The organism is Coraliomargarita algicola (assembly GCF_033878955.1).
In the GTDB taxonomy this organism is placed as follows: Bacteria; Verrucomicrobiota; Verrucomicrobiia; order Opitutales; family Coraliomargaritaceae; genus Thalassobacterium; species Thalassobacterium algicola.
Genome location: NZ_CP138858.1, coordinates 1,187,250 through 1,207,200 on the forward strand (window position 1 = coordinate 1,187,250; position 19,951 = coordinate 1,207,200).

General features: G+C 51.9%; 17 protein-coding genes and 2 tRNA genes. 5 read left to right on the forward strand and 14 right to left on the reverse strand.

Going from position 1 to position 19,951, the window contains the following annotated elements; all coding sequences use genetic code 11:
- Positions 1 to 3 precede the first annotated feature (3 nt).
- The 12 genes from rpoB to trhO form a co-directional block, all read right to left on the reverse strand.
- On the reverse strand, positions 4 to 3,789 hold the full coding sequence (gene rpoB / locus SH580_RS04570) for a DNA-directed RNA polymerase subunit beta (protein WP_319833835.1): 3,786 nt from the start codon (positions 3,787 to 3,789) through the stop codon (positions 4 to 6).
- 166 nt (positions 3,790 to 3,955) lie between these two features.
- Positions 3,956 to 4,336 (reverse strand): 50S ribosomal protein L7/L12, encoded by a 381-nt coding sequence (rplL, locus tag SH580_RS04575; RefSeq protein WP_308949783.1) that lies wholly within the window; start codon positions 4,334 to 4,336, stop codon positions 3,956 to 3,958.
- Positions 4,337 to 4,482: 146 nt separating this feature from the next.
- A complete protein-coding gene (gene rplJ, locus SH580_RS04580) occupies positions 4,483 to 4,785 on the reverse strand; it encodes a 50S ribosomal protein L10 (protein WP_319833836.1) in 303 nt (100 codons plus the stop codon).
- Positions 4,786 to 4,798: 13 nt separating this feature from the next.
- Entirely contained in the window at positions 4,799 to 4,999 is a 201-nt protein-coding gene (gene rplJ, locus SH580_RS04585) for a 50S ribosomal protein L10 (protein ID WP_319833837.1), read from the reverse strand.
- Positions 5,000 to 5,014: 15 nt separating this feature from the next.
- A complete protein-coding gene (gene rplA / locus SH580_RS04590) occupies positions 5,015 to 5,719 on the reverse strand; it encodes a 50S ribosomal protein L1 (protein ID WP_319833838.1) in 705 nt (234 codons plus the stop codon).
- Positions 5,720 to 5,784: 65 nt separating this feature from the next.
- The gene (gene rplK, locus SH580_RS04595) at positions 5,785 to 6,210 is read right to left on the reverse strand and encodes a 50S ribosomal protein L11 (protein WP_319833839.1); all 426 of its coding nucleotides are present in this window, start codon (positions 6,208 to 6,210) and stop codon (positions 5,785 to 5,787) included.
- 6 nt (positions 6,211 to 6,216) lie between these two features.
- Entirely contained in the window at positions 6,217 to 6,795 is a 579-nt protein-coding gene (gene nusG, locus SH580_RS04600; protein ID WP_319833840.1) for a transcription termination/antitermination protein NusG, read from the reverse strand.
- 85 nt (positions 6,796 to 6,880) lie between these two features.
- Positions 6,881 to 7,084 (reverse strand): preprotein translocase subunit SecE, encoded by a 204-nt coding sequence (secE, locus tag SH580_RS04605; RefSeq protein ID WP_319833841.1) that lies wholly within the window; start codon positions 7,082 to 7,084, stop codon positions 6,881 to 6,883.
- Positions 7,085 to 7,095: 11 nt separating this feature from the next.
- Positions 7,096 to 7,171: transfer RNA gene (locus SH580_RS04610), tRNA-Trp, on the reverse strand.
- A 94-nt stretch (positions 7,172 to 7,265) separates the two neighbouring features.
- Positions 7,266 to 8,456 (reverse strand): elongation factor Tu, encoded by a 1,191-nt coding sequence (gene tuf / locus SH580_RS04615; protein WP_308949775.1) that lies wholly within the window; start codon positions 8,454 to 8,456, stop codon positions 7,266 to 7,268.
- Positions 8,457 to 8,514: 58 nt separating this feature from the next.
- Positions 8,515 to 8,589 (reverse strand) — tRNA-Thr (locus tag SH580_RS04620).
- Positions 8,590 to 8,823: 234 nt separating this feature from the next.
- Positions 8,824 to 9,660, reverse strand: coding sequence for an oxygen-dependent tRNA uridine(34) hydroxylase TrhO (gene trhO, locus SH580_RS04625; protein WP_319833842.1), 837 nt, complete (start codon positions 9,658 to 9,660; stop codon positions 8,824 to 8,826).
- A gap of 96 nt (positions 9,661 to 9,756) precedes the next feature.
- Between trhO and SH580_RS04630 the strand changes: the two genes are divergently transcribed.
- Positions 9,757 to 11,934: an ABC transporter substrate-binding protein gene (locus tag SH580_RS04630; protein ID WP_319833843.1), complete on the forward strand. Its 2,178-nt coding sequence runs from the start codon at positions 9,757 to 9,759 to the stop codon at positions 11,932 to 11,934.
- Positions 11,935 to 12,086: 152 nt separating this feature from the next.
- Positions 12,087 to 13,715 carry a DEAD/DEAH box helicase gene (locus tag SH580_RS04635; RefSeq protein WP_319833844.1) on the forward strand — a complete coding sequence of 543 codons (1,629 nt, stop codon included), beginning with the start codon at positions 12,087 to 12,089 and terminating at the stop codon, positions 13,713 to 13,715.
- 32 nt (positions 13,716 to 13,747) lie between these two features.
- Here SH580_RS04635 and SH580_RS04640 read toward each other — a convergent pair whose 3' ends face one another.
- Positions 13,748 to 15,166, reverse strand: a complete 1,419-nt coding sequence (locus tag SH580_RS04640; protein WP_319833845.1) for an exopolysaccharide biosynthesis polyprenyl glycosylphosphotransferase — start codon at positions 15,164 to 15,166, stop codon at positions 13,748 to 13,750.
- A gap of 144 nt (positions 15,167 to 15,310) precedes the next feature.
- On the opposite strand from SH580_RS04640, the gene nusG (SH580_RS04645) reads away from it, so the two are divergent.
- The 3 genes from nusG (SH580_RS04645) to galK all read left to right on the forward strand — a co-directional run bounded on the left by nusG (SH580_RS04645) (position 15,311) and on the right by galK (position 18,753).
- Positions 15,311 to 15,841: a transcription termination/antitermination protein NusG gene (gene nusG / locus SH580_RS04645; RefSeq protein ID WP_319833846.1), complete on the forward strand. Its 531-nt coding sequence runs from the start codon at positions 15,311 to 15,313 to the stop codon at positions 15,839 to 15,841.
- Positions 15,842 to 15,907: 66 nt separating this feature from the next.
- On the forward strand, positions 15,908 to 17,575 hold the full coding sequence (locus SH580_RS04650) for a glutamine--tRNA ligase/YqeY domain fusion protein (protein WP_319833847.1): 1,668 nt from the start codon (positions 15,908 to 15,910) through the stop codon (positions 17,573 to 17,575).
- Between the two features lie 14 nt (positions 17,576 to 17,589).
- The gene (galK, locus tag SH580_RS04655; protein WP_319833848.1) at positions 17,590 to 18,753 is read left to right on the forward strand and encodes a galactokinase; all 1,164 of its coding nucleotides are present in this window, start codon (positions 17,590 to 17,592) and stop codon (positions 18,751 to 18,753) included.
- A gap of 2 nt (positions 18,754 to 18,755) precedes the next feature.
- On the opposite strand, the gene SH580_RS04660 is transcribed toward galK, so the two are convergent.
- A complete protein-coding gene (locus SH580_RS04660; RefSeq protein ID WP_319833849.1) occupies positions 18,756 to 19,820 on the reverse strand; it encodes a TolB family protein in 1,065 nt (354 codons plus the stop codon).
- Between the last annotated feature and the right edge of the window lie 131 nt (positions 19,821 to 19,951).

Here is a 19,951-nt window from a genome sequence, read left to right on the forward strand (position 1 = left end):
CCCTTAGACGTCGATCGCGGTGTCGAGCTCGAACTTCCCTTCGGTGCCGAGTCGAACATCGAGACAGAGACTTTGGATTTCCTTCATCAAAACGTTGAACGACTGAGGCGTTCCCGCTTGTAGACTGTTGTCACCCTTAACGAGCGATTCGTAGATGCGTGTGCGGCCTGCAACATCGTCGGACTTGACGGTGAGCAGCTCCTGCAGCGTATAAGCAGCGCCATACGCTTCAAGTGCCCAAACTTCCATCTCCCCGAAACGTTGTCCACCATACTGCGCCTTACCACCGAGCGGTTGCTGAGTGATGAGCGAGTAAGGACCAACGGCACGAGCGTGAATCTTAGAAGCCACCAAGTGATTGAGCTTCAACATATACATGTAGCCCACAACGACCTCTTGGTGAAGTGCTTCACCTGTCTGACCGTCGTAAAGAATGCTCTTACCTGTGGAGGGCAGCCCAGCTTCTTCAAGATACTGACGTACCTTAGCTTCAGAGATACCGTCGAACACAGGAGTCGCCACCTTGATGCCGAGCTTCTTACATGCCCAACCGAGGTGTGTCTCCAAGACCTGTCCCACGTTCATACGAGAAGGAACCCCCAGTGGATTCAAGCAGATCTCGATCGGAGTGCCATCGGGAAGGTGTGGCATATCCTCTTCAGGCACCACTTTGGCGACCACACCCTTATTACCGTGACGACCGGCCATCTTATCGCCGACTTGCATCTTACGCTTTTTAGCGATGTAGACTTTCACGCTCTTGACGACACCTTGATCCGCATCTTCGCCGGACTCCACGCCCTCGATTTTGCGCTCACGATCGTAATCGAGCTCGTCGAACTTACCTTGGTAGTTGCTGACGATCTCCATGATCTTGATCTTAACCGGTGAAGGATCGATCTCGATATCTTTGGAGACGGCAGCCAAGCGACGAAGCAAGGTCTTAGTGATCTTGCGATTCGCAGGAATAATGATTTCGCCGGATTCACCGTTCTTCACATCGAGGGGAATCTTTTCACCCAGCAAAATGTTAGAAAGTGCTTCGGTCAGATCTTCGCGCAGCTTATCGCTTTGTGAGCGGTATTCTTCGTTGATCTTCTTCACCTGGCGGCGACGATCGGAAGCAGACATTTGCTCGGGCTCCCCATCGACGCGGGCCGAGACTTTGACGTCCATGATGATACCGCGCACGCCCGAAGGAACGACCAAAGAGGTGTCCTTAACGTCGGCAGCCTTTTCACCGAAAATCGCACGTAGCAATTTTTCTTCCGGAGCGAGCTCTGTTTCAGACTTAGGAGTGATCTTACCGACGAGGATGTCGCCAGGCTTGACCTCTGCCCCGACGCGGATGACACCGTCGTGGTTCAGATCCTTAAGTGCTTCTTCACCGACGTTTGGAATATCGCGAGTGATTTCTTCCGGTCCAAGCTTGGTGTCACGTGCAGTGACTTCGAACTCATCCACGTGGATCGAAGTGAAAATATCATCTTTAACGATCTTCTCAGAGATCAGGATCGCATCCTCGAAGTTGTAACCGTTCCAAGGCATGAAAGCCACCAGGATGTTACGACCAATCGCGAGTTCACCATCTTGAGTCGACGCGCCATCTGCAAGGATGTCGCCTTTCTTCACTGGCTGACCGCGCGAGACGATTGGCTTTTGATTGAAGCATGTGCCCGCATTGGAACGCATGAACTTACGCAAATCGTAGATGTAAATCCCCTTCTTCGGATCTGTTTTAAAATCCTTCGGCTTCGTGGGCAATTCGCCATCAGCAGTCAGTACGATGCGGTTGGCATCGACTTGTGCAATGATGCCATCGATATCGGCGACTTCAACTGTCTTCGAGTCGATCGCAACACGTTCTTCAATGCCCGTGCCCACAAATGGAGACTCGGACTGAAGTAGAGGCACACCTTGACGTTGCATATTCGAGCCCATGAGCGCGCGATTGGCATCATCGTGCTCAAGGAATGGAATCAAGCCAGCAGCAACAGAGATCAGCTGCTTGGGCGAGACGTCCATGTAATGCACTTCTTCTGGAGTGAGTTCCAGCACCTCGTCTTGGTTACGGCAAGTCACGCGACCGACAAGATTGCCCTCTTCATCCAACTCGGAGTTGGCCTGAGCAATCATGTAAGGTTCTTCTTGGTCAGCGTTCAGGTACTCAACATCGTCGAGCACTTTGCCATTCACCACCTTACGATAGGGTGTCTCGATGAAACCAAACTCGTTGATACGCGAGTAGAGTGACAAGGAGTTAATCAGACCGATGTTGGGACCTTCAGGAGTCTCAATCGGGCAGATACGACCGTAGTGTGATGGGTGAACGTCGCGAACTTCGAAACCAGCACGCTCACGATTCAGACCACCGGGTCCGAGTGCAGAGAGACGACGTTTGTGAGTCAGTTCGGCCAATGGATTAATTTGGTCCATGAACTGAGATAGCTGACTGCGGGCGAAGAAATCGCGGATCACAGTGCTCAGCGCCTTCGGGTTGATCAGCTTTTGCGGGCTGATCGAATCGACGCTTTGATCGTAAAGGGTCATGCGCTCTTTAACCAGACGCTCTGTGCGGGCAAGACCGACACGGCATTGATTTGCCAGCAACTCACCTACGGTGCGTACACGACGGCTACCCAAGTGGTCGATATCGTCCAGTGTGCCATCTCCACGCTTGAGGCGGGTCAGGTATTTAGTCGCTTCAACCACATCTTCAGCTCCGATGATACGGAACTCAAGATCGGTATCCATCTTCAACTTTTGGTTGAGCTTGTAGCGACCGACTCGACCGAGGTCATAGCGACGTGGATCTTGGAAAAGACGCTTCAGCAATGCCTTGGCATTGGCCGTTGTGGGTGGCTCACCAGGGCGTAGGCGCTTGTAGATATCCTTGAGCGCTTCTTCTTCATTTTGAGTCGGATCCTTCTTAAGGCAGCGGATGATCGCACCGTCGTCGACCGTAGTATCGATCGCGACGACTTTTTGCAGACCAGCCTTCTCGAAAGAGCGAACGATAGTCTTAGTCAGAGGCTCAAAGGCACGTGCCAACACGATGCCCTTGTCTGCGTCGACGATATCTTCTGTAAGAACCAGGTTGGACACGGAGTCGAGCTTCAAGGCATCGGCGACCGCGATCTCATCCATCTCGTAAAAGAGGTTCAGGATGTCCGCATCGGAACCGTAGCCCATGGCACGGAGCAATGTGGTGAGGAGGAATTTACGACGACGGCGACGGCGGTCGAGGTAAACGTAAAGGAGGTCGTTCTGGTCGAACTGGACTTCAAGCCATGTGCCGCGGTCAGGAATGATACGGAAGGCGTGAAGGATCTTGCCGGAAGTGTGTACGCTTTCTTCAAAAGCGATACCAGGCGAACGGTGAAGTTGGCTAACAATCACGCGCTCGGCGCCATTAATGATGAACGAGCCGCGCTCGGACACCAGGGGTAGCTCCCCCATGTAAATTTCTTCGTCTTTGATGTGGTCTTCTTCCCGCAGGCGAAGCTTCACATAAAGCGATACAGAATAAGTGACGCCTTCGCGGATGGCCTCGATCTCTGTTTCACGAGGCGGTGTGACGCTGTAGCTGACATATTCAAGATGGCAGCGGCTGTCGTAACTTTCGATCGGGAAGACTTCTGAGAAAACAGCTTCGAGGCCGACGGTCTTCCGTTGGCTGGGAGCCGAGTCCATTTGTAAGAATTCCTTGTAGGAATCGACCTGATTTTCAATCAGATTGGGTGGCTGGATAACTTCCTTGAGTTGACCGAAATTTAAGCGCTTTGACATAATGGATGTCCCGAGTGACGGTGTATAATGAGTGTGTTCTGAGAGGTTGCTGAGTGAGACTCAGCGGAAAAGCAAAAAACAGCTAGGCGCGACTCACCCGATTTGGGTGAGCCCACCTAACTGTGAAATTTTTGTAACTATTGAATATAATTCGGAATTCCCGTGATTACTTCAATTCGACTTCAGCGCCGGCAGCTTCGAGCTTCTTCTTGATCTCTTCAGCTTCGTCCTTTGTGCAACCTTCCTTGATTGGCTTAGGTGCACCTTCGACGAGGTCCTTAGCTTCCTTCAGGCCAAGACCTGTGATAGCGCGAACTTCCTTAATCGAAGCGATCTTGTTAGAGCCAGCAGCCTTGAAGATGACGTCAAATTCGTCTTTTTCTTCTACAGCTTCCGCAGCAGCAGCAGGTCCAGCTGCAGCAACAGCTACAGGAGCTGCAGCGCTTACGCCCCACTTCTCTTCGAGTTCTTTAACGAGATCAGCAACTTCGAGCACTGTTTGTGCGGAGAGCCATTCGACGACTTGTTCTTTAGTGATATCTGCCATGATGTTTTACCTTTCAATGGTTAGCACCCCGAGAGTCGGAGTATTTAAAGGGAGAATCCCTCTAACCTTATTTTTATATGGTTGTTTTTGTGAATTAGGCCGCCACTCCAAAATAGAGTGACGGCCTAAAAATTTGTTGATTACGATTACTCGCCGTTTTCTTTGCGAACCTTGGCTTGCAAGACGTTGACGAGGCCCTGTGGCACAGCGTTGATGACGCGGACGAATCCAGTCGCAGGCTGAGTGAGCAGGCCGAGAAGCTGCGCACGAAGCACTTCCAAACCTGGTAGTTTTGCGAGGGCTTCGATCTCTTCCTTCGTGAGCGCACGCTCATTCAGGATACCAGCCTTCATTTCGACTTTGTCCTTCTTCTTGAAGAACTCACCGATAATTTTCGCAACACCGGATGGATTATCACCACCAACGACGATCGCGGTCTGTCCATTCAAGTATTCACCTAGATCAGGAAGATCCTGTGCCTGCAGCAACACCGAAAATACTGTTCTTGATGACGTGAAACTCTGCATCGAACTCAGAAAGCTGAGCGCGAAGTTCAGCGATTTCATCAACAGTGATGCGTTCGTAGTTCGTAAGATATACGTAATCGGACTTGTTGAGGTGATTACTCACCTCTTCAACGAGATATTGTTTTTCTGGTCTCATGTTATGTGTCCCTCCTTAAGCTTTGTTGTATTCAGCAACGTCGACAGCAAGTCCGGGGCTCATTGTAGAGCTCAAAGCAAGGCTCTTAATGTATTTGCCTGAAGTTGCTTTCGGACGAGCTTCGATCAGTGCCTTGACTGCGGCATCCGCATTTTCAGCGATTTGCTCAGGAGTGAAGGAACGCTTGCCAACGACGACGGCGACATTCGCAGTCTTGTCCATCTTAAATTCGACACGACCCGCTTTGACTTGCTTAATACCTTCAGCAATATCATCGGTCACTGTGCCAGACTTAGGATTGGGCATGAGGCCGCGGGGACCCAGCACGCGAGCAACCTTACGGACGCTTTTCATCGCACTGGTAGTAGAAATTGCGACATCGAAATCGATCCAACCACCGGTAACTTTCTCGATCAATTCATCGAGACCTGCTTCGTCAGCGCCAGCCGCGAGAGCTTCTTCGGGGTTTTCGGTGAAGACGATCACACGCACAGTCTTACCGCTACCGTGAGGAAGCTGGAGAGTGCCGCGAACCATCTGATCACTCTTGCGAGGATCGACCGCGAGGTGGGCGTAAATTTCGACAGTTTCGTCGAACTTCGCCTTAGGTAGTTTGTTTAGTAACGCAGACGCTTCTTCGACCGAGTAAGTCTTCGTAAGGTCAGCCATTTCGACTGCACTACGATAGCGTTTGCTTCCCTTAATTTGCTGGGTTGCCATTGTTATATCTCTTTTGTGGTTAAACCGATCACCAGCGCGGTGATCGCGTAAATTGTTTCCCGGACTTATCCGACGACTTCAAGCCCCATGGAGCGAGCTGTGCCAGCGATGATGCTGAAAGCAGCTTCTTCGTCCTTAGCGTTCAGGTCAGCCTTCTTGATTTCGCAGATTTCGAGCACTTGTGCACGAGTGACTTGGCCGACCTTATCTTTATTAGGCACACCAGATCCTTTTGCGATGCCCGCAGCCTTCTTTAAAAGAACTGCAGCAGGGGGCGATTTGAGGATGAAGCTGAAAGAACGGTCTGCGTAGACAGTAATCACGCAAGGCAAAATCATGCCCGCTTGATCCTTAGTCTTGGCATTGAATTCCTTACAGAACCCCATGATGTTAACACCTTGAGCACCAAGAGCGGGTCCAACGGGAGGGGCTGGATTTGCGGCGCCTGCTGGCAGTTGGAGACGGATTTGTCCTGTGATTTTCTTAGACATGTCGGATTAGCTTTCTTCTGTTCTCTGGACTTGCCAGTATTCAAGTTCAACAGGCGTGAAACGCCCGAAAATAGATACGGAAACCTTAAGTTTGCCCCGGTCTGGGTCGATTTCCTCAATTTTGCCAACGAGGTTCGCAAACGGACCGTCGTTAACTTTGACCATTTCACCGATATCGTATTCGATCTTCGGCTTTTCTTTACCTTCGGCATCTTCCACCTGGCTGAGGATGCGATCAATTTCGCTCTTCTTCAACGGCGTCGGATGGTCGCCTCCGACAAAATTAATGACACCGTGCCCCTCGCGCACAAAATACCAAGGCTTTTGCAACAATTTGCCATCGTCATCGTAGAGGCGCATGTTGACGAAAATGTAACCAGGATAAAACTTACGAGTCTTGGTGGTTTTCTTACCGCTTTTAACCTCTGTTACAGTTTCGGTAGGCATCAGCACGTCAAACACGTACTCCTCCATCTCTTCAACAGCGATGAACTTATCGAGATATTTCTTAGCCTTGCCCTCTTGATTAGAAAGCGTCTGAACGGCATACCAGCGAGGGCCTGTGATAGAAGAGGAATCTGACATTATAGAGTCTAAGACGGGAAGATGAAGCCGCGGACGGCAGAGTAACTTAAAGTGTGAGTCGAAGCGAGCGCTCGTGGGCTCCAGCTTAGCGCACCCAAGAGGTGAGCAATTCGACACCATTCATGAGCGAGAAGTCGATCAGTGCGACGTAAGATCCAAGAATGACAGTGGCAATCAACACGACAAAGGTCGAATCGCGCAGCTCGATTTTGGAAGGCCACGAGGCCTTCTTCAGCTCTGTCAAAGTCTCCTTATAGAAGAGACGGATGCTTGTGAATGGATTTTTCATGAAATTAAAAATGGCAGGAGAGGAGGGACTCGAACCCACAACTTACGGTTTTGGAGACCGTTGCTCTACCAATTGAACTACTCTCCTGTAATATGTCTGTCTGTATTCTACAAAATAACAGTGAAGCCGAGGGCCCATGCAGAGCCCTCGGCAAAAACTGGAACTTTAAAAGCGAAGCGATCTACTTGATCACTTCAGCGATACGGCCAGCACCAATGGTGCGACCACCTTCGCGGATAGCGAAACGCTGTCCGGCTTCCATAGCGATCTTCTTGCCGAGTTCGATTTCGACAGTAAGGTTATCGCCAGGCATAACCATCTCAACACCCTCTGGGCATTTGATGATACCAGTGACGTCAGCTGTGCCGAAGAAGAACTGCGGACGATAGCCATCGAAGAAAGGAGTGTGACGACCACCTTCATCCTTAGAAAGGACGTAAAGCTCAGCCTTCGCAGTCGTGTGAGGAGTGATCGAACCAGGCTTAGCGATCACTTGGCCACGCTCGATAGCGTCCTTGTCGATACCACGAAGAAGGATACCAACATTGTCGCCGGCCATACCTTGATCGAGTTGCTTACGGAACATTTCAACACCAGTAACAGTTGTCTTCTGAGTGTCGCCCATACCGACGATTTCGATTTCTTCGCCAACCTTCACAACACCACGCTCGATACGGCCAGTTGCTACTGTGCCACGACCTGTGATGGAGAAAACGTCTTCAACAGACATAAGGAGAGGCTTGTCGATTTCGCGAGCAGGCTCAGCGATGTCGTTGTCGATCGCATCCATAAGCGCTGTGATTGCATCTGCACCGCCTGGCTTGTCTTCAAGAGCAGCTGTTGCAGAACCACGAACGATTGTGATGTCATCGCCAGGATACTCATACTTGGAAAGAAGATCACGAACTTCCATCTCAACAAGCTCAAGAAGCTCCTCGTCGTCAAGAAGGTCAACTTTGTTGAGCCATACAACGATTGTTGGAACACCAACCTGACGAGCCAAAAGGATGTGCTCGCGAGTTTGTGGCATAGGGCCATCCGCAGCGGAAACAACAAGGATCGCACCGTCCATCTGAGCGGCACCAGTAATCATGTTCTTAACGAAGTCAGCGTGACCTGGGCAGTCAACGTGTGCATAGTGGCGAGTAGGAGTTTCATACTCAACGTGTGCCACAGCGATAGTCACTGTCTTAGTAGCGTCACGAACAGTACCACCCTTAGCAATATCAGCATAAGACTTGAATTGAGCCAAGCCCTTGTCTGCTTGAACCTTCAGGATCGCAGTAGTTGTAGTTGTCTTGCCATGGTCAATGTGACCGATAGTGCCGACATTGACGTGTGGTTTTGTTCTTTCGAATGTTTCCTTAGCCATGATTGATGTTATTTAGTGTTGAGAGATTGTTTAGTTGAATTGTTTGTTAATTCCGAAATGGAGCCCTCGAGCGGGATTGAACCGCCGACCTCATCCTTACCAAGGATGCGCTCTACCACTGAGCTACAAGGGCACATCGCAAATGATGATTTAGATTGTAAAGAGCCGGTGATCCAACACGCAGATGGGTTGAATTTTGGAAAGCCCGCGAAAGTGCCCCTCGCTCCCTACTCAGTCAACACTTATTTCAAAAAAATAAACTTGGTAAAAAAGACACTGTTAAAGCGGGCTAGAGACGAAAAACAGCGAATAAATCCACTCGGTGCCCGCAGTAAATTACGACGCTTCTTCAAAACTGCAATCCAAGTCAGACAGTATACGGCTTCTTAAAGATTGCACCACTGCGACGACGCTCGGCGATTTTCTCAATTTCGTCCTCAGTCATGCGCTTGGGGTGACTGGTTTCAGGATCGATCTTCCATTTCGCCGGCTTCAAATCATGGTCCACCGCGACCCGGTAATCGAACACAAAACAATCCCCCTCCCACAAGCTCTGATCCTTGGGCATTTCCTCCAAATAGCGCAAAATCCCTCCCTTGAGGTGATACACCTCATCAAAGCCCTTCTTCTTCAAATAGGCAGTGGAGCGCTCACAGCGGATCCCCCCGGTGCAATACATCGCAATCTTCTTCCCCTTCTGCGAGGCGAGATGTTCATCCACGAATTTTGCAAATTCCGTAAAATCTCCTGTCTTGGGGTTGATCGCCCCCTTAAACTGCCCCACTTCGACCTCATAATCATTGCGCGTATCAATAGTGATGACGTCCGGATCTGCAATTAACTCGTTCCACTCCTCAGGCTCCAAATAGGTTCCCACAACTTCACGTGGATCCGCCCCCTCCTGCCGAAAGGTTACAATCTCTGGCTTCTTCTTAACCTTAAACTTAGGAAATGGATTAAAATCCGCATACGAATACTTCACATCCATGGTTTCAAAACGTGGATCTGACTTCAAAAGCTCAATCGTCGCATCAATCGCATCGTGCGAGCCTGCACAGGTAGAATTCACCCCTTCAGGCGCAAAGATCAGCGTGCCCCGCAAGCCAACTCGCAAGCCATGCTCAACCATACGCTCAGCCCACGCATCGCGATCTGGCAAATCAGTGAAATGATAGAAGGCTGCTATTTTCCATGAATCAGACATTTGAGTGGCATAGTATCCCATGGGCGAAGAAATCAAGGGCAAATCGCATCGATTCTTTACATAGATATAACACGTAGCAGACTGAAAGCAGATCTAATGAAAGCAATTAGCAGCATCTCTGTCATCATTTCGCTCGTTCTCTGTACGGCAAGCCTGAGCCATGCGCAAGAAACAGTCAGACTCCAATTGAAATGGCTGCACCAGTTTCAGTTTGCCGGCTACTACGCTGCGATCGAACAAGGCTACTACGCGGCCGAAGGCCTGAAAGTCGAACTACTCGAAGCCAGCACCTCGAAGCCCCCCACCCAAGTCGTCCTAGATGGTGAAGCTGACTTTGGCATTTCAGGCGCAGACCTACTCTTACTCCACGCCGCGGGTGAGCAGATCAAAGCACTGGCCGCCATCTACCAACACTCGCCCAGTATTTTTGCGTCGATTAAACACGACGACATTCAAAACATCCACGACTTAGCCAACAAACGTATCGTGTTGGAACCAGGATCTGCCGACCTGCTGGCGATGCTCAAAGCAGAGCAGCTCGAACTCAGTTCAATCCAATTCCTAGAACACCAATTCACCCCGGAGCCCCTATATCGAGGCGAAGCCGATGCTATCTCGGCTTACATCACCGACGAACCTTTCACCATTCGACAACGCGGCCAACAACCAGTCACCTTCAGCCCTCGCAGCACTGGCATCGATTTCTACAGCGACATTCTCTTCACGACCCAAGACTACCTGGACAAGCATCCAAAGACCGTCGCGGCCTTCAAGCGAGCCAGTCTGCAAGGCTGGCGCTACGCGCTCGACCACCCACAGGAAACCATCGACCTGATCCTGGAAAAATATCCGACCATCAAAAGCCGCGCAGCGCTGGAATACGAAGCGAAGCGATCCGTAGAACTGATACGCCCGGGCATCATAGAAATTGGTTATATGCATTTAGGCCGCTGGAAACACATCGCAGAGACCTTCCAAAGCGTAGGAATGCTCGACACGATACCCGACCTGGAAGCGATGCTTTACAAAGACTCACTCCGCTTCAGCGAGCGTTACCCCTTAAAACTCATTGCGATTTACCTCATTAGCATCCTCACACTCAGCTTGATCGCTTGGAAGGAGTGGAACGGCCGGCGTCGACTGGAAAACGAAATCAATCGCCGCAAACTCAGCGACAAGCTACTCACAGAAAGAGAAAATGCCTACCAAGCTCTCTACGAAGGCGCCCCACTCGCCTTCATCGTTTGGGACAACCAGCTCGTCATCAGCCACTGGAACCAAGCAGCCGAGCAACTGTTCGGCTGGAGTGCTGAAGAAGCAATTGGTCAATCCGCCATGGATCTCATCGTCCCCCAAAGCGCCCTGCCTGCCATCAACCAAGGCGTCGAAAAACTGGAGTCCAACAGCCCCCATACCCAAATCAACGAGAATGTAACCAAAGACGGACAACCACTCTGGTGCCGTTGGCACAATGTGCCACGTAAAAACCGCGATGGTGTCATAACCGAATTCCACTCGATCGCCTCCGATGTCACCCATGAGATCGAACGAGTGACGCAACTGGAGATGGACTGCCAAAACGCCCACAGCGAAAACCAGGCCAAAGACCTACTACTCGCACGCACCAGCCACGAAATTCGCAACCCGCTGAATGCGATCATGGGCTTCACCCAATTAATCTTAAGCGATTCCAAAGACGACGACACCAAAGACATGGCCCAAACAATCCTCGAAGGTGCCGAGGGCATGCTGCGCATACTCAACGACCTGCTGGATACTGCAAAAATAGACGCCGGCAAAATGAACGTCAATTGGGCCATGATCGACCTGGAAGCCATCATTCGAAGAGAAACAAAACTTTTCAGCCAACTAATCGAGAACCAAGGCCTCAGCTGTCAGGTAATCATCGACTGCGCCGTCACTAAAATCCAATCCGACCAACGCTGCATCCAACAAATACTTAGCAATTTAATCAACAACGCCCGCAAATTCACGCAAGAAGGAGGCATTGAGATACGACTGAGCGAAAAAAATGCCAGACAGCTGAGCATACAAGTGAAGGATACCGGAGTAGGCATGAACCCGCAAACACTGGAACGTGTCTTTGAGCCATTTACTCAAGCCTCCGATGCCACTAACCAGCACTTCGGCGGCACCGGGCTGGGCTTGTCACTCACCAAAAAACTCACCGAGTTGATCGGAGGGCACATATACGCAGAAAGCGAACTAGGCGTCGGCAGCACCTTTACATTATTACTGCCCAAGCAGCGATAAGTCCATTCAGCATTTTTTAATCCTTGTCATATCTGATTGAACTGTCAAAGCCCTGCGCCTCACTAAAAGGAAAGCCTGAATCAACAGGACATTTCCAAAAACGAGCTCAAGTATCGGTATCTTCCCGGTCAACGGGCATTTATACAGATATTATGGACATAAAATTTACTGATCTCGGCCTGCGCGCTGAACTTATCGAAGGTATTCAACGCCTCGGCTTTGAATCTCCCTCACCGATTCAAGCACAAACCATCCCAGTCGCTCTGGAAGGCCACGACATCGTCGGTCTCTCACAAACAGGCTCGGGTAAAACTGCGGCCTTCGGACTCCCCGCCCTCAACTTAATCGATATCAACCGCGACGAAACTCAGGTGCTCGTGCTCTGCCCGACTCGCGAGCTCGCCGTTCAGGTCTGTGAAGAAATCCACCGCTTGGCTGCGGCCCTCAAGGGCCTGGTCGCCGTGCCCGTCTACGGAGGGGCTCCACTCGACCGTCAAATGCGCGCACTACGTAAAGGGGCTCATATCGTCGTCGGCACCCCCGGCCGCGTGATGGACCACCTTCGCCGCAAGACTTTGCGCACTGATGCCATCCGCCTTTGTATTCTCGACGAGGCCGACCGCATGCTCGACATGGGCTTCCGCGAAGACATGGAGATCATCCTCGGCGACATGCCAGAAGATCGCCAGACTCTGTTCTTCTCTGCCACAATGAATCGCGCCGTCGAAGGTCTGATCAAAACATTCAGCCACAAGGCCAAGCAAATTTCGATCGAACGCAAATCGCTGACAGTTGATACCATTGAGCAAACCTACTACGAAGTTCGTAATCGCTCAAAGATTGAAGTGCTTTGCCGCCTGCTGGACTTGGAAACAAACCCACGCGGCATCGTGTTTTGCAATACCAAGCAAATGGTAGAAGACGCCACAGAGGCACTGACTGCACGCGGCTACGTAGCCGACCGTATCCACGGCGACATCACACAAGCGAATCGCGAACGCGTCATCAAGCGCTTTAAGGATGGTTCCGTCGAGCTACTCGTCGCCACCGATGTGGCCGCACGTGGTCTCGACATCGACGACGTCGATATCGTATTCAACTACGACCTGCCCCACGACCCCGAAGACTATGTCCACCGCATCGGCCGTACCGGTCGCGCCGGACGCTCGGGTAAATCCGTCACTTTCGTTTACGGCCGCGACATCTACCGCCTCGAAACCATCGAACGCTACACACGCCAAGTCGTGCGTCGCATGCCGATCCCAAGTCTCGAAGACGTCGAAGGCCGCAAAGCCGACAAAGTATTCAACCAAGTCCGTGAGACACTCGAAGGCGGCAAGTTTAAGCGCCACGATGATCTCGTCGACCGCCTACTGGACGCCGGCCACACTCCGACCGATATTGCCAGCGCTCTCTTCGACCTACTCGGCAACGATGAAGGACGCGAGGGAGAAAAGATCGCCGAAGATAACGAAGCCTTCGATCCCAACCCACAGCGCAAAGGCGGTGGCGGTAAAAAAGGCGGCTACAAAGGTGGTGCAGGCGGCGGCTATAAGGGCGGCTACAAAAAGAAACACGGCGGTGGCAGCTACCAAAAGCGCAGCAACGACGGCGCAGGCGATGGCAAATGGAACGACGGCGGCAAACACAAACGCCCGTTCAAAACCAAAAGTAAAATAGCCGGAGGTAAATTCAAGAAAAGCGAAGGCAGCGCCCGCCCCAACAGCCCAAGTGGGGGCGGAGATAAAACGCCAGCCCGTCGCTTCAAGCGCCCAGACTAGTCGTAATACGTCGTAATACCATCGGAACAGGTCTAGTAGGCAGACTTTGGTGGCTTGATCATATGCACCACCGTCTTGATCACAATCCAGAGATCTAGCCAAAAGGACCAATTCCGAATGTATTGCAGATCGTAGCGCACCCGCTCCTCGATCAGCGAGAGCTCGGTCACCTCCCCGCGAAAGCCCTTACATTGCGCGAGGCCGGTAATACCCGGCTTCACGAAATGTCGGGTACGATAAATGTTTACCTGCTGGCTAAACTCATCGTCATGCTGGATCAAATGCGGGCGAGGTCCGATTGCGCTCATAGTGCCCATCAGCACGTTTAAAAACTGTGGAAACTCGTCGAGACTACTCTTACGCAGGAACTCCCCAAAAGCATAGATGCGATCATCGCCCTTCTTTGCCTGCTCTCCCTCACGCGAGCGGTCACTTCCTAAGTCATGCATGGTTCGAAACTTTAAGATCTGAAACCTACGGCCACCTTGTCCCGAGCGCTCTTGCTTAAAAAACAACGCCCCGGGCGACTGCTTCAACTGCATCAGCTTCACCATCAAGCAAAGCCAGGGTATGACAAAAACCACTACAGGCAAAGAGATACAAATATCTAAGACGCGCTTAATCACGCGATTCAGTGGATTCTCCAACGGCTCCTCTTGTAAACTAAAAAAGGTGTGCCCACCTTGGCTGACAGGAATTAACTCCTTATCAAAGTATTCTTCCCAAGGATTATAGATTAAAATCCGACAGCCCGTCTGCTCACAAATCTCAACGACCGAGTCCACCCACCAGTCCGAGTCACGCGTCTCAAGCAGCACCACCTGGTTGACCTTATAGGCCTCAATAATGAGCGACATGTCCATAAACTCCCCTAGAATCGGCATTCTCAACTTTAAGTCCGTCGACATTTCGTAAGTAATCAAACCGATGATATCGATGCCATAAAAGGGCTGATACTTCGCCCAGGCCTCAAGGTGGCGCGCCGACTTCTCACTACCGAGAAAAACCGTGCGCACTGAATGATTACCACGAAAAGCAAAACTAGCAATCCAGTCTGGAATATAACGATTCAGCGGCACAGCAGTCAGCCAATACATCATCAAAAACGAAGCAATGAGCGTGCGGCTAATCGCTTTATCCCGCGTAGTAAACACCACAGCAAAAAGCATCAAAGCCAAGATCATGGTTTGATAATTCGTCTTCCGAATCGCCCCGACCCAACGGAAAGAGTTCAAATCATTATCCTCAATACGATCTTCCTTGAAGCGGGCGGAAAACACACCCGCGATGAATACAGCCAATATATAAAGCGGTAAATTCACCTCAGATGAATCGATCAGCTCCAATACATAAACGGCAAACATCAAGGCGACACTAAACAGCAACAACATGAACAGCGCGACAAACCCATGACTTAAGAGCCTTAATCCCTGTGTTCGATTAGTAATCATTATGCAGCATAGTGAATCAATAGAAAGCACTCATGAAAAGAGAATCAACTCAAGCAAACAAATAAGCTTCCTATTACCAGAATCTCCCGCTTTTTACCGTTGAAACTCATGATCGTCCACCTAGTTTCCTGCCACCGATCAACTATGTCAGACAATCCCTCACAAGCCCCCAAAGAATGGTTCTGCCTGCGTACGCAGACCAAACGTGAACATATCGCCGCGGCCATCTTGGATCGATTGGATGCCGTCGAGGTTTTTTGCCCTAGAGTCAGCCAAGTAAAAAAGACACGCAACGGCAAGAAACGCTTCGTCGAAGCGATGTTTCCCGGCTACATATTTGCCAAGTTCAACTACCACGCACACTCACGCCAAGTCGTACACAGCCAGGGCATCACCCAAATGGTGGAGCTGGGAGAGCGCCGAGTCATCCCGGAGCATATCATTCGGGACCTCAAAGCGAGTGTACCAGAAGGCATTATCGAAGCGCCCGACCTAAGTATCGAACCCGGCGCAGAGATCGAGGTCGTCACGGGCTCGTTAAAAGGCATCAACGGTAAGGTGCTGGCACAACTCCCCGCAAAAAACCGCATCCAAGTCTTACTCGAATTTCTGGGCCGGGAAATTACCGTAGAAGTCAATCCCGACGACATTCTGCTCGCTCGGGACAATGATTAAAACATATGCCTCTGCGTCACTTTTTGACTGGCAGAGTCGACTACGCTGCGTTTGTCTTAGCCGCTTATGTCCGACGACACTACAGAGACTCCAACTGATTTTATCCGCCAAATGGTGGCCGCTGATGTGGCTGCTGGTAAACATGATGGACGCGTGCAGACGCGCTTCCCTCCCGAACCGAATGGCTACCTTCAAATCGGCCACGCCAAAGCCATCTGCCTGAACTTCGAAATCGCCAAGGAATTCGGAGGACTCTGCAACCTTCGCTTCGACGACACAAACCCGGAGAAGGAAAGTGATGAATTTGTGCAAGCCATCCAAGAGGACATCAAGTGGCTAGGCTACGACTGGGCAAAGATCTGCTTTGCCAGCGATTATTTCGAGCAACTGTTTCAATGGGCATGCCAACTGATCGAATCCGGCGACGCCTATGTCGATGAGCTCAGCTTCGAGCAAATGCGCGAGTTGCGAGGCTCGATCACCGAACCCGGCAAACCCAGCCCCTACCGCGAACGCCCGGTAGAAGAAAGCCTCGACTTATTCCAGCGCATGCGCGCAGGCGAGTTCGATGACGGAGCCAAAGTGCTGCGCGCGAAGATCGACATGGCCCATCCCAACATGAACATGCGTGACCCAGTAATGTATCGCATCAAGCGCATGCACCACCACCGCGTAGGCAACGCTTGGCCCATCTACCCAAGCTATGATTTCACGCATGGGCAAAGCGATTCACTCGAAAAGGTCACCCACTCGCTCTGCTCCCTGGAATTCGAAGACCACCGCCCACTCTACGATTGGTTTATCCAAAAACTCGGGATCTTCCCCTCTAAACAAACCGAATTCGCCCGCCTGAACCTGACCTACACCGTCGTGAGTAAGCGCAAACTCCGCACTCTCGTCGAAGAAGGCCACGTCGACAGCTGGAACGACCCTCGCATGCCCACCCTCTCCGGGATGCGGCGCCGCGGCTATCCACCCGCGGCCATCCGAAATTTCTGCCAGACCGTCGGCATAACCAAGACGCCTTCCACCAGCGACGTCGCCCTACTTGAGCACGCCGTGCGCCAAGAGCTCAATCGAACCGCGTGTCGCCGGATGGCCGTGATCGATCCACTGGAAATTGAGCTAAGCAACTGGCCGGAAGACCAAGTCGTCGAAGTCGATGGGATCAACAATCCTGAAGATCCAAGCGCCGGCACCCGTAAGATCCCCTTTAGCAAGCGCCTCTACATTGAGCAGGACGACTTCAAAGAGGTGGCCAATAAAAAATTCTTCCGCTTAAAGAAAGGCGGCGAAGTTCGCCTGCGCGGCGCCTATATCATTAAATGTGATGATTGTGAGAAAGACGCCGAGGGCAACATCACCAAGCTGCTCTGTTCCGTCGATCTCGACACCCTGAACAAAAACCCTGAAGACCGTAAGGTGAAGGGCGTGATTCATTGGGTCAGCGCCGAGCACGCAGTTAAAGCTAAAGTGCGTCTCTTTGATCGCCTCTTCTCAGTAGAAAAGCCTGAAGCCGATAAAGAGCGTGACTTCACGGAATTCGTCAACCCCGACTCGCTGACAGAAACCACAGCGCTCTGTGAACCTAGTCTGGCGGAGTTACCGCTTGGCGAGACCTGCCAATTCGAGCGCATCGGCTACTTCTGCCTCGATCATCAACTCAGCCAAGCGGACGCACTAGTCTTCAACCGCACCGTTGCCCTGCGCGACTCTTGGGCGAATAAATCCTAAACCCTAGCATCGATATGAAGCTCATCGACAATCTGTCCACGCAACTCTTCCAGCGACACTTCTCTGGCCAACCCAGCCACTCCGCATTCGCCCCCGGACGAATCGAGTTTATCGGTAACCACACGGATTATAATGGAGGCCTGGTCATGGGGGCCGCTGTCACCGAGGGGATTACAATCGCAGTCAGCCTGCGTGAGGATGCTCAAATACACATTGTTAGCGACGCGGGTGACTTAGTGGAACTGCCACTGGGCAACTATCAGCCACTCACTGGAGTGGACTCATGGACGAACTACCCCATCGGCGTGACCAAGGTCATGACCGAACTCGGTATGCGCACGCCAACAGGCTACAACATGGCAGTCACCAGCACCTTGCCGGCTGGCGCCGGCATGAGCAGCAGTGCCGCCTTCGAGCTCGCCACAGCCAAGGCACTCGCCGCGCTCTACGGCTTCGAAACCGACACTGCCGGCTTTGCACGAATCGGCCGCAAAGCCGAAAACGAATTCGTCGGCATGCCCTGCGGCATACTCGACCAGGGTGTCTCCGCCTTTGGTCAAGCGGACCACTTGGTCAAGATCGACTGCGCCACAGAAAGCTTTGCCACCGAGCCCATGCCACAAGGCGCACACTTCTGGATATTTAATTCCAACAAGAAGCACGCACTCGTGGATTCCGCCTACGCCGACCGCCATCGCGAATGCCACGAGGCACTGGCACAGCTGCAAGCCGATTATCCCGAAGCACAGAATCTATCTCAGATCACAGAAGCCCAACTCGAAAGCTCCAAAGATAAACTCGATGAGCTACTGTATCGACGCGCCGCCCACATCGTGGGAGAGAACGCACGCGTACAAGCGGTCGAGGCAGCGCTTTCACAAAACGACTTAGCCGCAGTGGGTGCCGCACTCAACGCATCTCACGAAAGCTCACGAGTAAACTTCGAAAATAGCATTGAAGAGTTGGACACACTAGTCGAACTGCTAAAGCAGCAACCCACTGTTTTTGGGGCTCGCCTCACCGGTGGTGGATTCGGAGGCGCCGTCATGGCTCTCACCAATGCCGACTTCGGTCAAACACACGCCGACCAGATCGCGACTGCCTTCGAAGCAAAGCACCAGCTAGAGCCCTCCATTTTCCACACCCGTGCGGGCGATGGAGCAAAACTGCTCGACTAGCATCACTCAGCCCAACACAGCTGGCTCGCATAGCCTGAACGGCTCCAATAGACCTTGCGCTCTAAATCGAGCACGAGCAACTGGTGCTGGTGCGCATACACACGCTCACGAGCACCAGTGGCACTCCCCTTTTGGCTGACACCGCGCAGCACCTTTTCCGTCAACGAAGTGGCCAGATAACGACCATCCCGCGATAAGCAAACAGGGCGCGCATGCCAAAACTCAGGATGCCTCTGATTCGGGAGAGCTAGAATTTCTCGCGTCGCATCCTTGGCGTAATCGTAATAGTGCACATCGGCACTGCTCTCACGGTACCAGATGCCCTGACCGTCTGGCGACCACACGGGATAGCGACCATTACGTGTGAGCCGTCGGCACAGGTTACGCTCTAAATCCCAAAGGTGTAAACCGTCCCCACCGATCACGACTTGCGCCGCTCCCAATGGATGGAAGGCAGCGCCCTCTCCGCCCACGTCCACACCATGCGGTAAGCTCAATCTGCGCTCCCCCTTCAATCCTACCAGGTATATCCCCTCAGCCCCTGAAAAAATAAACTCTCCCCGCCGACGACTAAATGCCAGCGGTTTATACGCATCACGGCAGATCGGCCGCAGCCGTAATTGATCGGCCCCGAGTTCCAAACTGAACAAGCGATGTTCGATCACCACGCGATCCTCCGCCGGTCGATCCGCCGCATGCAAGCCCAGCAACTGCCCAGAGTGCCCCTGTGCCGAAGCAATCCACTCCAACATCCACAGCGCCCATTGATTCAACGGTAAATCGATTAAAGGATAAGATTCCTCACGCGCGACAGAGAACGCACGCAGCTGACTAAAATCACGCCCGCGAAAGCCCGCAGCACAGACGTAGCGAAAAGCCAAGCGTCGCACAGGATCATACGCGATCGGGCATTCGACAGGGCCCACGGCCCCGTAGTCGTGCTTCATTCCTAAGTCTGCAGTCAATAGACGCAGCCGCCCATTTTCCTCCGCAAGCAAATCGGGCACATGTGCGCTGGGAGCGCTCTCGCGCCAAGCTGCTGTGATATCTATTTTAAGGGCACTCATTCGAATACGTGCCAGCCTAAAAACGAACGACGCGCATGCAAGCAGTAGTCTGAATACAACCTCCACCATCTCTAATTATAACAACGCTAGATAAGCTCACTGCGCTAGATTTGCACCGTATGTTACACTCG

Bases quoted from the DNA above. Each gene is read 5' to 3' on its own strand.
- rpoB (WP_319833835.1), bottom strand. From the start codon at position 3,789: ATGTCAAAGCGCTTAAATTTCGGTCAACTCAAGGAAGTTATCCAGCCA.
- rplL (WP_308949783.1), bottom strand. From the start codon at position 4,336: ATGGCAGATATCACTAAAGAACAAGTCGTCGAATGGCTCTCCGCACAA.
- rplJ (WP_319833837.1), bottom strand. From the start codon at position 4,999: ATGAGACCAGAAAAACAATATCTCGTTGAAGAGGTGAGTAATCACCTC.
- rplA (WP_319833838.1), bottom strand. From the start codon at position 5,719: ATGGCAACCCAGCAAATTAAGGGAAGCAAACGCTATCGTAGTGCAGTC.
- rplK (WP_319833839.1), bottom strand. From the start codon at position 6,210: ATGTCTAAGAAAATCACAGGACAAATCCGTCTCCAACTGCCAGCAGGC.
- nusG (WP_319833840.1), bottom strand. From the start codon at position 6,795: ATGTCAGATTCCTCTTCTATCACAGGCCCTCGCTGGTATGCCGTTCAG.
- secE (WP_319833841.1), bottom strand. From the start codon at position 7,084: ATGAAAAATCCATTCACAAGCATCCGTCTCTTCTATAAGGAGACTTTG.
- tuf (WP_308949775.1), bottom strand. From the start codon at position 8,456: ATGGCTAAGGAAACATTCGAAAGAACAAAACCACACGTCAATGTCGGC.
- trhO (WP_319833842.1), bottom strand. From the start codon at position 9,660: ATGTCTGATTCATGGAAAATAGCAGCCTTCTATCATTTCACTGATTTG.
- SH580_RS04630 (WP_319833843.1), top strand. From the start codon at position 9,757: ATGAAAGCAATTAGCAGCATCTCTGTCATCATTTCGCTCGTTCTCTGT.
- SH580_RS04635 (WP_319833844.1), top strand. From the start codon at position 12,087: ATGGACATAAAATTTACTGATCTCGGCCTGCGCGCTGAACTTATCGAA.
- SH580_RS04640 (WP_319833845.1), bottom strand. From the start codon at position 15,166: ATGATTACTAATCGAACACAGGGATTAAGGCTCTTAAGTCATGGGTTT.
- nusG (WP_319833846.1), top strand. From the start codon at position 15,311: ATGTCAGACAATCCCTCACAAGCCCCCAAAGAATGGTTCTGCCTGCGT.
- SH580_RS04650 (WP_319833847.1), top strand. From the start codon at position 15,908: ATGTCCGACGACACTACAGAGACTCCAACTGATTTTATCCGCCAAATG.
- galK (WP_319833848.1), top strand. From the start codon at position 17,590: ATGAAGCTCATCGACAATCTGTCCACGCAACTCTTCCAGCGACACTTC.
- SH580_RS04660 (WP_319833849.1), bottom strand. From the start codon at position 19,820: ATGAGTGCCCTTAAAATAGATATCACAGCAGCTTGGCGCGAGAGCGCT.